This is a genomic window from Serratia sp. CY38905 (assembly GCF_052168875.1).
Lineage (GTDB): Bacteria > Pseudomonadota > Gammaproteobacteria > Enterobacterales > Enterobacteriaceae > Serratia > Serratia sarumanii.
The window spans coordinates 1-14,125 of record NZ_JBJNLV010000017.1; the positions used below are offsets into that span (position 1 = coordinate 1).

Annotated in this window: 16 protein-coding genes and 2 pseudogenes; 10 read left to right on the forward strand and 8 right to left on the reverse strand. The window is 51.2% G+C overall.

Annotated features, from left to right (window positions below; translation table 11 throughout):
- Positions 1-119: 119 nt before the first annotated feature.
- The 4 genes and pseudogenes from ACJ8MK_RS23390 to ACJ8MK_RS23405 form a co-directional block, all read left to right on the forward strand.
- Positions 120-488 (forward strand): annotated as a pseudogene (locus ACJ8MK_RS23390) (recombinase family protein); the annotation flags it as partial.
- Between the two features lie 186 nt (positions 489-674).
- Positions 675-1,232 (forward strand): OsmC family protein, encoded by a 558-nt coding sequence (locus ACJ8MK_RS23395; protein ID WP_032445547.1) that lies wholly within the window; start codon positions 675-677, stop codon positions 1,230-1,232.
- A 141-nt stretch (positions 1,233-1,373) separates the two neighbouring features.
- Entirely contained in the window at positions 1,374-1,955 is a 582-nt protein-coding gene (locus ACJ8MK_RS23400) for a TetR/AcrR family transcriptional regulator (RefSeq protein ID WP_008502230.1), read from the forward strand.
- Positions 1,956-1,959: 4 nt separating this feature from the next.
- Positions 1,960-2,298, forward strand: a complete 339-nt coding sequence (locus ACJ8MK_RS23405; RefSeq protein WP_000888080.1) for a carboxymuconolactone decarboxylase family protein — start codon at positions 1,960-1,962, stop codon at positions 2,296-2,298.
- Between the two features lie 29 nt (positions 2,299-2,327).
- Here ACJ8MK_RS23405 and ACJ8MK_RS23410 read toward each other — a convergent pair whose 3' ends face one another.
- A complete protein-coding gene (locus tag ACJ8MK_RS23410) occupies positions 2,328-2,657 on the reverse strand; it encodes a thioredoxin family protein (RefSeq protein WP_008502229.1) in 330 nt (109 codons plus the stop codon).
- 212 nt (positions 2,658-2,869) lie between these two features.
- On the opposite strand from ACJ8MK_RS23410, the gene ACJ8MK_RS23415 reads away from it, so the two are divergent.
- The 3 genes from ACJ8MK_RS23415 to ACJ8MK_RS23425 all read left to right on the forward strand — a co-directional run bounded on the left by ACJ8MK_RS23415 (position 2,870) and on the right by ACJ8MK_RS23425 (position 5,582).
- On the forward strand, positions 2,870-3,976 hold the full coding sequence (locus tag ACJ8MK_RS23415; RefSeq protein WP_006687059.1) for an alkene reductase: 1,107 nt from the start codon (positions 2,870-2,872) through the stop codon (positions 3,974-3,976).
- 65 nt (positions 3,977-4,041) lie between these two features.
- The gene (locus ACJ8MK_RS23420; RefSeq protein WP_008502228.1) at positions 4,042-4,743 is read left to right on the forward strand and encodes a DsbA family oxidoreductase; all 702 of its coding nucleotides are present in this window, start codon (positions 4,042-4,044) and stop codon (positions 4,741-4,743) included.
- 65 nt (positions 4,744-4,808) lie between these two features.
- The gene (locus tag ACJ8MK_RS23425; RefSeq protein ID WP_001091224.1) at positions 4,809-5,582 is read left to right on the forward strand and encodes an SDR family NAD(P)-dependent oxidoreductase; all 774 of its coding nucleotides are present in this window, start codon (positions 4,809-4,811) and stop codon (positions 5,580-5,582) included.
- Positions 5,583-5,767: 185 nt separating this feature from the next.
- On the opposite strand, the gene ACJ8MK_RS23430 is transcribed toward ACJ8MK_RS23425, so the two are convergent.
- Positions 5,768-6,991: a MalY/PatB family protein gene (locus tag ACJ8MK_RS23430; protein WP_000872613.1), complete on the reverse strand. Its 1,224-nt coding sequence runs from the start codon at positions 6,989-6,991 to the stop codon at positions 5,768-5,770.
- Positions 6,992-7,121: 130 nt separating this feature from the next.
- Positions 7,122-7,952, reverse strand: coding sequence for a DMT family transporter (locus ACJ8MK_RS23435; protein ID WP_020324597.1), 831 nt, complete (start codon positions 7,950-7,952; stop codon positions 7,122-7,124).
- Between the two features lie 241 nt (positions 7,953-8,193).
- Between ACJ8MK_RS23435 and ACJ8MK_RS23440 the strand changes: the two genes are divergently transcribed.
- The 3 genes and pseudogenes from ACJ8MK_RS23440 to ACJ8MK_RS23450 all read left to right on the forward strand — a co-directional run bounded on the left by ACJ8MK_RS23440 (position 8,194) and on the right by ACJ8MK_RS23450 (position 9,735).
- A complete protein-coding gene (locus ACJ8MK_RS23440) occupies positions 8,194-8,946 on the forward strand; it encodes an alpha/beta hydrolase family protein (RefSeq protein WP_020324592.1) in 753 nt (250 codons plus the stop codon).
- Between the two features lie 26 nt (positions 8,947-8,972).
- Positions 8,973-9,286: pseudogene (locus ACJ8MK_RS23445) on the forward strand (Tn3 family transposase); the annotation flags it as partial.
- Between the two features lie 74 nt (positions 9,287-9,360).
- Positions 9,361-9,735 carry an ArsA-related P-loop ATPase gene (locus tag ACJ8MK_RS23450; protein ID WP_000110555.1) on the forward strand — a complete coding sequence of 125 codons (375 nt, stop codon included), beginning with the start codon at positions 9,361-9,363 and terminating at the stop codon, positions 9,733-9,735.
- A gap of 30 nt (positions 9,736-9,765) precedes the next feature.
- Here the strand turns inward: ACJ8MK_RS23450 and arsC are convergent, their stop codons facing one another.
- From arsC to arsR, 5 genes are read right to left on the reverse strand one after another with little or no spacing between them, the layout of a single operon-like run.
- Positions 9,766-10,191 (reverse strand): glutaredoxin-dependent arsenate reductase, encoded by a 426-nt coding sequence (arsC, locus tag ACJ8MK_RS23455; protein ID WP_000065758.1) that lies wholly within the window; start codon positions 10,189-10,191, stop codon positions 9,766-9,768.
- 12 nt (positions 10,192-10,203) lie between these two features.
- Positions 10,204-11,493, reverse strand: a complete 1,290-nt coding sequence (arsB, locus tag ACJ8MK_RS23460; RefSeq protein ID WP_000922630.1) for an arsenite efflux transporter membrane subunit ArsB — start codon at positions 11,491-11,493, stop codon at positions 10,204-10,206.
- 48 nt (positions 11,494-11,541) lie between these two features.
- Complete coding sequence (gene arsA / locus ACJ8MK_RS23465; RefSeq protein ID WP_001556710.1) at positions 11,542-13,293, reverse strand: arsenite efflux transporter ATPase subunit ArsA; 1,752 nt, start codon at positions 13,291-13,293, stop codon at positions 11,542-11,544.
- A gap of 17 nt (positions 13,294-13,310) precedes the next feature.
- Positions 13,311-13,673 (reverse strand): arsenite efflux transporter metallochaperone ArsD, encoded by a 363-nt coding sequence (arsD, locus tag ACJ8MK_RS23470; protein WP_020324593.1) that lies wholly within the window; start codon positions 13,671-13,673, stop codon positions 13,311-13,313.
- Between the two features lie 47 nt (positions 13,674-13,720).
- Positions 13,721-14,074 carry an As(III)-sensing metalloregulatory transcriptional repressor ArsR gene (gene arsR, locus ACJ8MK_RS23475; RefSeq protein ID WP_001114073.1) on the reverse strand — a complete coding sequence of 118 codons (354 nt, stop codon included), beginning with the start codon at positions 14,072-14,074 and terminating at the stop codon, positions 13,721-13,723.
- Positions 14,075-14,125: the final 51 nt, after the last annotated feature.

Genomic DNA, 14,125 nt, shown 5'->3' on the forward strand with positions numbered 1-14,125 from the left:
GTACGGCCCACAGAATGATGTCACGCTGAAAATGCCGGCCTTTGAATGGGTTCATGTGCAGCTCCATCAGCAAAAGGGGATGATAAGTTTATCACCACCGACTATTTGCAACAGTGCCCCGTCTGGGTCGTAATGCGATGGATATCCGAAAAACAGTAGAGCAACTGGCGGCTTTAGATATTCGCGTTCATTGTCTCGCACTCGGAGGCGTTGACTTGACCAGTCCGGCCGGAAAAATGACTATGCAGGTAATTTCTGCTGTAGCGGAGTTTGAGCGGGATTTGCTGCTTGAGCGAACGTATTCAGGTATTGCGAGGGCAAAAGCGGCTGGAAAACGCTTCGGTCGCCCCCCCATCCTGAGCGAGGAACAAAAGCAAACAGTGACAGAGCGCCTAAATGCTGGCATCAGTATCAGTGCTATTGCCCGGGAATTTAATACCACCCGCCAGACTATCCTTCGGGTAAAGGCTGGATTGCTGCAAGAGTGAGCGGCTGGGAAGATTATAAAAAAAATCAAATGGTTATTATGAAATAAAACAGCCTGCTGGGTTCTTTTCCCCCCTATTTTTTATAAAAGAGTAGACAAAAGAGGTTCGCGATACTAATCTACCAACTAGATGGTTGGTACTGATTACACCAGCTATACCTTTTATCAAGAAATTACAGGAGCCATTATGTCTACTACCGTTAAACCTTCTGCAGACGCAGCTGCGATCCACAATACCCGTGAAGCAGTTCGCAGCCAGCCTGGCCTGGGTAACCTGACTTTCCAGATGAAAGCCCGTTCCAGCGGCGGATTAACCATTCGCACAGAGACCGGCGCCACAATCCAGAACGGCGTTATCGATACCAGCCGTGTGGGGAAATTTTCTAATATCGGTGATGAACCCGCAGGTTTACTCGGCACCGATACCGGCATGAGCCCGACTGAATACATCATGCAGGCGCTGGCTGGCTGTTATACCGCCACCCTTACCATGATGGCTGCTGAAAAAGGGATCGACCTGGACGGTATCGAGCTGGATCTTAATTTCGATATCAACCTCAACGGCTTCCTTGGGCTGGACAGCAACGTGCGTAAAGGTGCGAAATCTATTCGCGTCGATGTTCACCTTACGAGCAAGACCGCCAGTCGCGAGGAGTTAGAAGCGCTGGTCAGCGAAATGCAAAAGAATTCGCCAATCCACGATACTCTGGCTAATCCGGTTGAAATGATTACACGCCTGGCGTGATGTCAGAGATGTAATGCTGCCATTCAGAATGCAGGATGGCAGTGACGTTCAGCTCTGCACGATACTGAGTCAGTGATACAACTTGCTACGGAAAAATAGCAACAATATAATCTATCAACTAGTAGATTATATGGAGTAATTATGACAACCATGACACGGGAACGGCTGCTCAGCGAAGCAGAACACCTGATGCGCGAAAAAGGGTATTCAGCATTCAGCTATGCTGATTTATCAAAAATAGTGGGTATCACCAAGGCCAGTATTCATCACCATTTCCCGACCAAAGATATTCTGGGTGAGCAGGTGGTAATACAGGCGTTCTCTGATACGCAACGCGTATTTGAGCAGATAGAGGCTACTGAGAAAAGCGCGGAGAAAAGAATTGCGGCCTACATCGATATCTTCGCGCAAAGCCATAAAGCTTCACTACTGCCACTGTGTTGTGCGTTGTCAGCAGAGACCGCCAATCTGCCTCAGGCAATTACTGTACAGACATCACTTTATTTCGATATGCAAATCGAGTGGCTCACAAAAGTCGTCAGGGCGGGCATGGAGTCAGGTGAGTTTTCATCCCATGCCGAACCATCAGATATTGCTTTGATGATCATTAATGTCTGTGAAGGCTCAAGCGTAGTGGCGCATGCAACGGCCAGACCCGAAGTCTTCGCCAACAGCCTTAAGTATATAAAACTGCTTCTTAATACCCCTCATTCAGGAGAATGACACTATGCTGGACTGGAACAACTATCGCTCAGAGTTAATGCAACGTTTAGGCGAGTTGGGCAAACTGACCCCCGAGACCATGAAAGGCGTGGTTGCCCTGGGCAACGCAGGTAACAAAACTGACCTTTTGGGCGCAAAAGTGCGTGAACTCATTGCCCTGGCGTGCGCAGTCACAACCCGCTGCGACGGCTGTATTGCTTTTCACGCCGACGCCGCTGTGAAAGCCGGTGCAACCGACGCTGAAATTGCTGAAGCGCTGGGCGTGGCGATTAACCTCAACGCTGGCGCGGCGGTCATTTATTCAGCCCGCACTCTGGATGCCGTCGGTCAGGCACGCGGTTAAGCATTAATAAATTCCACGTTAAAAGGGCATTACTGCCCTTTTTTTATGTCCGCAATCGCCTGAGCATATACCGATGCAGGTTTCACACCCGGTATGCGTTTAACTAATTGCCCTTCATGAAATATCAGCACAGACGGCAGCCCCCAGATCTCGTATTTGGTTGTCAGCACCGGCGCCTGATCTACATTGACTTTCCCCACCTGAATGTCTCCATCGAGCCGGTCTGCAAACTGACTGAACATTTCTTCGCTGGCCTGACAGGGCGGACACCAGGGTGCAGAGAAACGTACCACCGATATTCCTTTGTACTGCTCTATCTGGCGGAAATTATCTTCGTTATAAGCTGTTAATGTACGCATGGTGATGACCTCGCAAAATGAGTGACAATTCAGAAATGGCTGCGTTATGACAAAAAAATACGGCACACCTGTTGACCTACCTACTAGATGGTTGGTATATTGCCATCCATCAGATGTTTATGCAACTCCAGTGCGCGACGTCCGGTCGATGATACTTCCGGGTTGTGCAAATCCCTGCCGGGATACTCCTTTTTGTTTCTGTGAGGTATACGATGAGTAAGCTTTTCACCCCCTACAATCTGTCTGGCCTGGCGTTAAAAAACCGTGTAGTCATGGCACCGATGACCCGCACCCGCACCATGAATGACGTGCCGGATGAGGTCGTGGCTTTGTACTATGCACAGCGTGCTTCTGCTGGCCTGCTCATCACCGAAGGGATGCCGGTTTCAGAAGAAGGCCGGGGTTACCTCTATACCCCTGGTATCTACAACGACGAACACGTCCAGGGCTGGCGTAAGGTGACACAAGCGGTTCACGCCAAAGGTGGCCGTATTTTCGCGCAGCTCTGGCACGTCGGCCGTATGTCTCACGTCTCTCTTCAGCCAGGCCACATAGCGCCGGTTTCAGCGGGCACCGTTCAGGCGGTCAATACCACCGTTTTTGCGCTGACTGAATCCGGAGAACCGGGCCCGGTTGTACCAAGCCAGCCACGCGCGCTGGAAACGCATGAAGTGAAACGCATCACTGCAGACTTCGTGCACTCCGCACGCCTGGCGATGGAAGCCGGCTTTGACGGTGTGGAAATCATGGCTGCAAACGGATTCATCTTTGACCAGTTCCTCAGTAGCGAACTGAACACCCGCACCGACGAATACGGCGGCTCGGTGGAAAATCGTCAGCGTTTCCTGCTGGAGACCATTGACGCCGTGGCGGAAGCCGTGGGTAACAGCCACGTTGCCGTGCGCCTGTCACCGTTCGGCCGCATTTATGACCTCGCGCCGTATGAAGGTGAAGAGCAAACCTGGTCAGCCATCACCGACGCGCTCGGTCAGCGGGAGCTGGCTTACGTACACCTTTACTATCAGCCGGTGTACACCAAAGCGCCACTTCCGGAAGGATTCCGCCGCCGTTTTCGCAACACGTTTAAAGGCACCATCATCGCTGCCGGCGGTTTCACCCGTGATATCGCAGAGCAGGCTCTGGAAGATGATGAGCTGGATCTGGTGGCATTTGGTGTGCCCTACATCGCTAACCCGGATCTGGTTGAAAGAATGCAAAACGGCTGGCCACTGGCAGAAAGTGACCGCGCCACCTACTACGGCGTCAGTGGTTCCCCGGAAAAAGGCTATACCGATTACCCGGTCTGGCAGGCGCAATAAATCCCATACGGTCGCGGTTCTCTGATAAGTGAGACCCGACCGCCCAAGGTCTTTGAGGAATCATTATGCAAACGCTGAAACCCACCCTCACCATCGATATCTGGTCAGATTTGGTCTGCCCGTGGTGCTGGATTGCTAAGAAAAGATTTGAACAGGGTCTGAATCGCTTTGAATTTCGCGATCAGGTGGTGATCCGTCATCACAGCTACCGTCTGGCCGGTGGTACTCCCGCTATGCCTTTTAAGGATGCCATCGTTAAAAAACTGGGCAGTCAGCATTCAGCGGAGCTGATGATGAATCAGGTGGGCACCGCCGGTAAATCTGAAGGTCTGATCTACAACTTTGACGGCATGATGTTTGGTGATACAGAAGATGCACACACCCTGCTGGTTGCCGCGCGTAAGGCCGGAATTGCGGACGCGGTGGAAGAACGTTTTTATCACGGCAGTATCACCGAAGGTCGCTCTCTCTTTGACCGTCAGCAGCTCGTTGCAATGGCCGTAGAAGCCGGTATGGAGAAAGCTGACGCCGAAGCCGCTCTGGAAAATGACGATTTTCGCGCCACCGTTTCCGACGATGAAGCCCACGCACAGTCTATTGGCCTCAGCGGCGTTCCGGTTTTTGTGATGAACGAGAAATACGCCATCAGCGGGGCTCAGGGGGCAGACAACTTTTTGAATGCCCTGCGTCAGGTCTGGGATGAACAGCAAACCGAATTTTCAGCCACAGCGGGTCAGACCTGCGGAACGGATGGCTGCAGCATTTAATCCGTCAACCGCCGGCAGTTTCACGCTGCCGGCAACGTCTTACCCACCAGTAATGGAGTCTGAAAATGAATACATTTTTCAAAGGTAAAAAACTGCTTGTCGTCGGCGGCACCAGCGGCATGGGTCTCGCCGTGGCACGCATGGTACTGGAAGCGGGCGGCAGTGTGGTGCTGACCGGGAATAAAAAAGACAAAGCCGAAGCGGTACAAAAAGAGCTGAGCCCGCTGGGACCGGTGGCGGTCATCGCGGCCAACCTGATGACTGAAGAAGGTATGGAAACTATCCGTCATGAAATCAATGCCAGCCATCGCGATATCAGCCTGATGGTAAATGCCGCCGGGATCTTTATGCCGAAAGGGTTTACCGAGCACAGCTTTGCCGATTATGACATGTACTTTTCGCTGAACCGCGCCACGTTCTTTATTACGCAGGATGTCGTGAAGAACATGCTCGCCGCGAAGCTCGAAGGGTCTATCGTCAACGTCGGTTCGATTGGTGCCCAGGCAGCACTGGGTGACTCGCCGTCCTCGGCCTATTCAATGGCAAAAGCGGGTCTGCATGCCCTGACGCGTAATCTGGCGATTGAACTGGCCAGCGCGGGTATTCGTGTCAACGCTGTGTCTCCCGGGATTGTTCATACACCAATATACGAAGGCTTCATGGACAAAGCGGATATCGCTGATGCTATGAAGTCGTTGAACGATTTCCACCCGTTAGGCCGCGTCGGAACCGCAGAGGATGTGGCAAACACCATTCTATTCCTGTTGTCTGACAAAACATCATGGGTGACGGGCGCTATCTGGGATGTCGATGCCGGCATTATGGCGGTCAGACGATAACCCCGGTACGTTGACAAGAGCCGCCCCTTTACGGGCGGCATTTTTTTGTCGCCAGAAATGTCATCAGCAGGCTTCACTCAGGATATTCACAACCTGTTCATCCGTGCCTTTTTTGTTCCCGGCACAGGGTGTTATGCCGGGTTCTGACGACATCCTGACAGGACAAACTGCCAAAGAGAAAGGGGTTATACCCTGTTAGGGGCCGGTGTCCGCAGTACCTGTGAAATTCTTTTCATCCCTGCTGTCAGCATAGTCCGTGGGCACGCCAGATTTAACCGGATATGTCCTTCCCCATTGTCGACAAACAGCAAGCCCCCTTCAAGAAGCACCCCTGACTCCCGGGCAAAATACAGCGATAAATCCTCACCCACAGTGTCGGGCAGGTAGTGGCTAATATCTATCCAGGCCAGATATGTCCCTTCGGGGATCGAGAACCTGGTTTCGGGTAAATAGCTTTTGAGGTAGTCGTGCAGGTACTGGAAATTGCCGTCAATATATTCCCTCAGATGGACAAGCCAGTCATCGCATTCACTCCACGCCGCTTTGTTTGCTGCCAGGCTCAGCGGAGAGATGAACTCGTCGTGTCTGAGACGCCACTCGCTTCTGACACCGGGATCCGGAATAATGATATTTGCCAACAAATTCCCGGCCAGATTGAATGTTTTACTCGAGGACATGCAGGTAATAATGCGTGTAGAATCAGGGAAAAGAGAGGCGGCCGGTGTATGACCGATACCACTTCGGGACAGGTCACAGTGAATTTCGTCAGATATCACCCAGATATCATTGGCCAGGCAAATTTCAATAATCCGCTTAAGTTCATCAGGCCGCCAGACTCGTCCGGTCGGGTTATGCGGATTACACAGGAAAAGAATTTTCACACGTAAGTCGGCCTGACTGGCTTTGCGTGTAAAGTCTTCCCAGTCAGGTTCCCAGCCACCTGCTGATTTTTTTAACGCCGAGTACACCACGCGACGCTGACTGTATTCACCCGCCTTTTTAAACGGGCCATATGAAGGCGTCATAATAAGAATACTGTCATCCTTGTCGGTCAGAAGCGGGACGAGACGGTTCAGCGCGGGAATAATGCCCGGAGACAGCACAATGTCTTCCGTTTTGAAACGGTGACCATATTGTCGCTCACACCAGTTGCCAAAGATTTCATAGTATTCTTCGTCGTAGATTTTAGTGTAGCCGAGTATTTTTCTATCCAGACGGTCTCTGATGGCCTGAAGAATCGGCTCTGGTGTGGCAAAAGCCATGTCAGCAACCCAGAGGTTGATTAGCCCTTCTGCCGGATACCGCATTGCAAATTCGGACTGCCCCGCAAACAGGTATTCCCGCCAGCCGTCCACGGTAAGACTGTCTGTTTTCTCTCTGCTTACGTACTCATCAAAATCATATTTCATTTCATGAACCTGCCTTAGGTGTAGTCTGAAACGTCGACCTCAGTATTCCTGTCAGTCTGATGCCGGAGCGGGAAAACTGGCTCGTGTGATTAACATAAGAGAATCATTACAACTGCATGAATTAATTGCGTTATTGAGGTTTTCTCGCCTTTGCCATCGGCTGACGGGGGGATTTCTCGCGTGTCACCATCACAATGCCAGTCAGCACTGCCAGGGCAGAAAATATCGTTCTGACCGTCAGTGATTCACCCAGGAATACCACACCCCCTAGCATTGCCAGGCAGGGAACGCTGAGCTGAAGGATACTGGCGGTAATAGAGCCGAGGGAGGGTAAAAGGGTATACCACAATACATAGGCACCGGCTGAGGCGACGGCACCGGACAGCAATGACAAAGCAATGCCTGCAGCATCAGAGTGACCCTGCTTCATAAACAGCAACGTAAGAGCGAGAGCCATCGGCGCTGCGAGAATAAAATTAGCCGCCGTTGAAGCCCAGGCTAATCCGGAAACGATCATCATAAGTGCACTGTAAAGCGGCGGTGCCTTCGTCCCGGGTAACAGCAGGGCAGCAATTCCCGTCAGAGCCAGAACTAAACCGCAAGCCCGCATAGCGGAGAGTGATTCTCCTTTAAATAATCCGTGGATCACCATCGCAAACTGTACGGCACCAAAAAGTAACAGCGCACCAGCCCCGGTATCGAGATGGATATAGGCGACAGAAAACAGCACCGCATACGCCATGAGGTAAAACCCGCTCAGCGGACGCCACAGCGATAATGTGGTCCTGGCGTGATAAAAGAGGAAGGGGGACAGGACGAATGCACCACTGGCCAGCCTGAGGCTGCTGAATGAAAGGGGATCAATGTGGCCTCCCTGCAGGGCCAGACGACACAGAATGGAGTTTGCCGCAAATGCCAGCATTGCCAGTGATATTTTAAGAATGAGCGCGCACCTGGCCATTCGAGAAGTCCTCACAAAAGCCTTGTAAACTACCATCTAGTTGGTAGCATAGCGTAAGTGATCGCCGAACAGGAAGCAATAACCAGCTTCCAAACTGGAAGGTGAGGACAGGCATTCGGAATGAATTCTGTTTCACATCCCCAGTGGAGGACGGAAAACGCGTTATGCCAGATGCAGAGCAGAAGATTATTTTTCTCCTGCGATCAAACATATGACATCAGTTTAAGGCCCGGAATATCCTATGAAAAAACTAAAATTTACGTTCAAAAATGCGGCGGGTGAAGAACTGGCCGGATTGCTTGAACTTCCTGAAAATCCTAAAGCGTTTGCGCTGTTAGCTCATTATTTTACGTGTGGCAAAGACCTCAAAGGCGCGGCGCGTATTGCGCGGAAACTGACAGAGAAAGCTATCGCCGTTCTCCGGTTTTATTTTACTGGTCTGGGAAACAGCGAAGGGGATTTTTCCAACACCAACTTCTCATCCAATATTTCGGACCTGCTTTGCGCGGTAGATTATCTCCGCCGACAGTACGAAGCGCCTTCTTTGCTCATCGGTCATAGCCTGGGGGGATCGGCCATCCTGTCTATCGCCGGCGAAGTTCCTGAGGCAAAGGCCATTGTCACCATAGGATCACCCGGAGAACTGACACACGTAAAACGTCTTTTTAAGGATGATGTTGAAAACATTAACCAGCATGGAGCCTATCCCGTTGAGCTGGCCGGGCGGGTATTTACGTTAAAGAAACAGATGCTGGACAATATTCAGGAACACAAAATCGCTCATAAGGTGTTCGCCATGAACAAACCTCTGCTGATTTTTCATGCGACTGAAGATGATACCGTGTTAATTGAGCAGGCCGAGAAAATATTCAAAGCAGCTAAGCATCCCAAGAGTTTCATTTCCCTGGGTAAGGCTGATCACCTTCTGACACATGCTCAGGATGCTGAATACGTTGCCGATATCATTATATCGTGGAGCGAATGTTACCTATAAACAGAGTAAATGCGTTCAAACTCGTAGCGCTGAGGGCGATTTTCTGCAGAGATCGGACGCTGTTTATGCTGGACTGATTTTGCGATAAAGGCTTAGGCCGATGCATACAGGCGGGGCTGAATAAGGGTGAGGCCCTTGGGCGAGCATCCTTCATGCACCGGCTGAATGAAATCAGGGATCTGGGGGTGGGAGGATCAGCGTTACCACGCCACCGGCGCTGACACTACATACGGCGGCGATAACACTCTGGAATACGGTTTATATAGAAAGAACCATTGAGCCGCTTAAGCAAAAAGGAGTCCCTGTTAATGAACTGCTGGTCTCTCATCCTTCTCCACTGCTGTACAAAATATAGTCTTAGCGTGGGATAATTTCCGTTTCCCAAGCGGACCCCTAAAGGCATTCAACAATTGCATGAGTGTGTTCTGGCGACAGCATGAAGCCGAATTCTCTCGCTTTCTGACATCGAAGACAGGTGATAGCGAAAAAGCAGCAGACCCGGAGAAGACGAAGGTGATTATCGTGACGCTTGCCGAAACGACACCTGTACTGGAAGCCGCTAACCTGCAGCAGGATCTACGCCGAGCTGGCATCGAGCCGTGGGCATGGGTCGTTAATAACAGCCTGGCAGCTGCTCAACCGTCTTCGCCTTTCCTGAAGATCAGGGCGAACCGCGAGCTGCCTCTCATCTCTGATGTGGAAGAGCAGTATGCAAAGCGTATTGCATTAACAGCGCTACAGAGCGAAGAGCCGGTTGGTATTGACCTGCTGGAAGAAATGGCGAAGTAATAATGAAGGGGGCAAATGCCCCCTTCGTCTTTATTTCAGTCTTTTACCTGAATCATCAACGACTTTTTCACCGTCTTCCTTGGTGAAAGCCGCTTTCTGGGCATCTGGAAGGATATCGAGAACAACCTCTGAAGGACGGCAAAGTTTAGTTCCCAGTGGCGTCACTACGATCGGACGGTTGATCAGAATCGGATGCTGTAGCATAAAGTCGATGAGCTGGTCGTCAGTAAATTTATCTTCTGCAAGACCCAGTTCCTCATACGGCTCGACGTTCTTACGCAGCAAAGCCCGGACGGAAATGCCCATATCCGCAATGAGTTTGAGCAGCTCATCGCGTGAAGGTGGAGTCTCAAGGTAAAGAATAACGGTCGGCTCGATACCGCTGTTGCGGATCATCTCCAGCGTATTACGCGACGTGCCGCAGGCTGGGTTGTGATAAATGGTGATGTTGCTCATATCAGTATCTCATTACAAAGTGAAAGAGAGACGTAGCGCCAGCGCGGCCAGCGTTACAAACAGCACAGGCAGAGTCATGACGATCCCGGTGCGGAAATAGTATCCCCATGTGATGGTCATGTTCTTCTGTGAAAGGACATGCAGCCAGAGCAACGTTGCCAGGCTACCAATAGGTGTAATTTTCGGTCCAAGATCGCAGCCAATCACGTTGGCAAAAATCATCGCCTCTTTGATAACGCCTGTTGCAGTGCTGCCATCAATAGAGAGAGCACCAACCAGCACGGTAGGCATATTGTTCATGATGGAAGAGAGGAAAGCCGTCAGGAAGCCAGTACCAAACGTCGCGGCCCAAAGTCCTTTATCTGCCAGCACGTTCAACACACCGGAGAGGTATTCTGTTAGTCCGGCATTACGCAGACCATAGACCACCAGATACATTCCCAGAGAGAATATGACGATCTGCCATGGCGCACCGCGAAGCACTTTGCCAGTGTTAATGGCATGGCCTCGCTTCGCCACCGCAAACAGAATGACAGCCCCTACAGCAGCAATCGCACTGACCGGGATACCCAACGGCTCAAGGACGAAAAAGCCAACCAGAAGAAGGATCAACACTATCCAGCCGGTTCTGAAGGTTGCCAGATCTTTAATCGCTTTTGCCGGTGCTTTCAGGAGAGCCAGGTCGTAAGTTGGCGGAATATCTTTGCGGAAGAACAGATGCAGCATCACCAGCGTGGCGATAATGGCTGCGATATCCACCGGCACCATTACCGACGCATACTCAGTGAAACCCAGCCCAAAGAAGTCTGCAGAAACGATGTTAACCAGGTTGGACACGATAAGCGGCAGACTGGCCGTATCGGCAATAAACCCGGCGGCCATGACAAATGCCAGCGTAGTGCCTTTGCTGAAACCTAATGCAAGCAGCATGGCGATAACAATTGGCGTCAGAATCAATGCCGCACCATCGTTGGCAAACAGTGCCGCCACCGCTGCGCCGAGCAAAACGATATAGGTAAACAGCAAACGCCCGCGACCGTTACCCCAACGTGAAACGTGCAGCGCCGCCCATTCGAAAAAGCCCGATTCATCGAGCAGAAGGCTGATAATAATCACGGCAATAAAGGTCGCCGTCGCATTCCAGACAATATTCCACACTACAGGGATATCACCAAAATGGACTACGCCAGAGATCAGCGCCAGTACCGCGCCCAGCGTCGCACTCCAGCCGATCCCTAATCCCTTCGGTTGCCAGATAACCAAAACGATGGTCAGGACAAAAATAGCGCCTGCCAGTAACATAAATCCTCCAGACAGGACGGCTTTGCCGCCCTGTATATACAAAAAAAATTAAACAACCAGCTCTCTGAGTTTCTCGATGCCAGTGGGCTCTGCAGCCATTACCGGTACTAACGCTATGCGGCTTGCATGCTGGTTTTTCACAACCTCGATTTGAGGACGCTCTTGTAGGGCGCGCTGGCAAAGCAGCGGCGATTGCGTCTGTGCAATCGAAAGGCTGTTATTGATAATCCAGCCCCAGGGATGAATCCCCGCACGTTCAAGATCGGACTGCAGGTTTGCCGCTTCCAGTACAGGTGTGGTTTCAGGCAGAGTGACCAGCAAAACTTTGGTACGTTCCTGGTCCTGAAGCTGCATCATCGGAGTGGTAAAATGACCTTTATCCCCCATCTTCCTGGCAATCTCACGGTGATAAGCCCCGGTAGCATCAAGCAGTAATAGCGTATGCCCGGTAGGTGCCGTATCCATGACCACAAACCGTTTGCCAGCTTCACGAATTACGCGTGAAAACGCCTGGAACACCGCAATCTCTTCTGTGCAAGGAGAACGTAAATCCTCTTCGAGCAGCCGTTTCCCAGCCTCATCCAGATCCCTGCCTTTCGTCTCAAGAACATGCTGACGATAGCGTTCAGTTTCATCGTGAGGGTTGATTCGGCTGACCTGCAGATTTTTGAGGCTGCCATTGAGCGTTGTACTGAGATGTGCAGCAGGATCTGAGGTGGTGAGATGCACATCAAAACCCTTATCCGCCAGACTGACGGCGATAGCCGCAGCCATTGTGGTTTTGCCCACACCACCTTTGCCCATCAGCATAATCAAACCGTGTTCACTGCGGGCGATATCATCAACCAGGACAGACAACGACATATTCTCTGGCTTGTTCTGTGGGCTTTGTTCAGGAAGCGATGTTATCTCAGCGTGTTCGTTGAGCAGGCCTTTCAATGCGGATACACCAACCATGTTCAGCGGCTGCAGGTATAAGTTGTCTGTCGGCAAATCAGATAACCCGGCAGGAAGATTTGCCAGCGCCTCTTGCTCCCGTTGCCATATTGCAGCGGCCAGTGCATCACGTTCTGCTTCGCTCGCAGGCAGGACACCGTTAATGACTAAATACTGATTTTTAAGGCCAATAGCTGATAATTCGTCATGAGTACGAGCGACTTCCTGCAGTGTTGATTTTTGCAATCGCGCGACCAGCACAAGGCGAGTTCGTTCAGGATCGGATAATGCCTCAACCGCATGAGCATATTGCTCGCGTTGTTTTTCCAGCCCAGCCATTGGACCAAGACAGGAAGCACCATCCGGGTTACTTTCGATGAAGCTGCTCCAGGCTCCGGGAAGCTGAAGAAGGCGAATAGTGTGGCCAGTTGGGGCAGTATCAAAAATGATGTGATCAAAGCGGGTCAGCAGAGAAGCGTCAGTCAGTAAGCCAGTAAACTCGTCGAATGCAGCGATCTCTGTCGTACAAGCTCCTGAAAGCTGTTCACTGATGCTGTTAACAACGTCATCAGGCAAAAGACCTTTAATAGGGTCAACGATTCTGGCGCGGTATTGCTGGGCGGCGTCCTGCGGGTCAATCTCCAGAGCCGAAAGACCAGACACAGCAGTCACGGGCTGGATAGTGTTACCGATAGTCTGATCGAATACCTGACCGACATTGGAAGCCGGGTCGGTACTGACAAGCAGAACACGCTTTCCCAGTTCAGCCAGACGTATAGCCGTTGCGCAGGAAATCGAAGTTTTGCCTACACCTCCCTTACCGGTGAAAAACAGGTAAGACGGGATATTCTCTAAGAATTTCATATGTCCTCCTGACATACTCAACAACAGGAAGTTTTACCACCACAGCAACTGGTGGAAGCTAAACCCACCTTTTCCAGCGGTATACCAAACCAGCGAGCCAGTTCAGCGCGTTTTGGGTATCGCCCGGCCATCACCGTTTCACCATCAAGCAACAGCAGCGGAAGCTCTTCAGCTCCAGAAGCCTCAAGGAATGCTTTCGCTTTTTCGTTCTCAACGAAGCTCATAGGCTGCTGCGCCAGGTTATAACGTTCGATCTGAACCCCACGCCCTTTCAGCCATTGCACATCAGCAGAAAAATTGACCAAAACCTGATCGACATCTGAACCACAAACGCCGGTACTGCAGCACATCGCCGGATCAAACACCGTTAACATTTTCATCTTTAACACCTCACATTCGTAAAAACATATATGTACAGGCAAAATTTTTAGATACAAACAGCCTTACCGCTGCCAGAGCAGTTGGCCGATGCCAGCTTACGGGCGATGGCCTGTACGTCGTCCTGTTGACTTAACCAGGCCTGCTCAATCACCAGGGCAGCCCAGGAAGGAATATGCGGGGATAAGCGATAATGAACCCATTTCCCCTGCTTGCGATCCAGCAACAGGCCACTTTCCCGAAGCATCGCCAGATGGCGGGAGGTCTTGGGTTGTGATTGTTCCAGCGCTGTGCAGAGATCGCATACGCACAGCTCCCCCATCTCCCTGAGCAGTAGCACGATACCCAGGCGGGTTTCATCAGATAGTATTTTGAAAAGTTGTAGGGATGCAATTTCTGGCATTATGTACTCCTGCTATGAATGGGTATTGTCTCTCCACCAAAACAAGAAGTC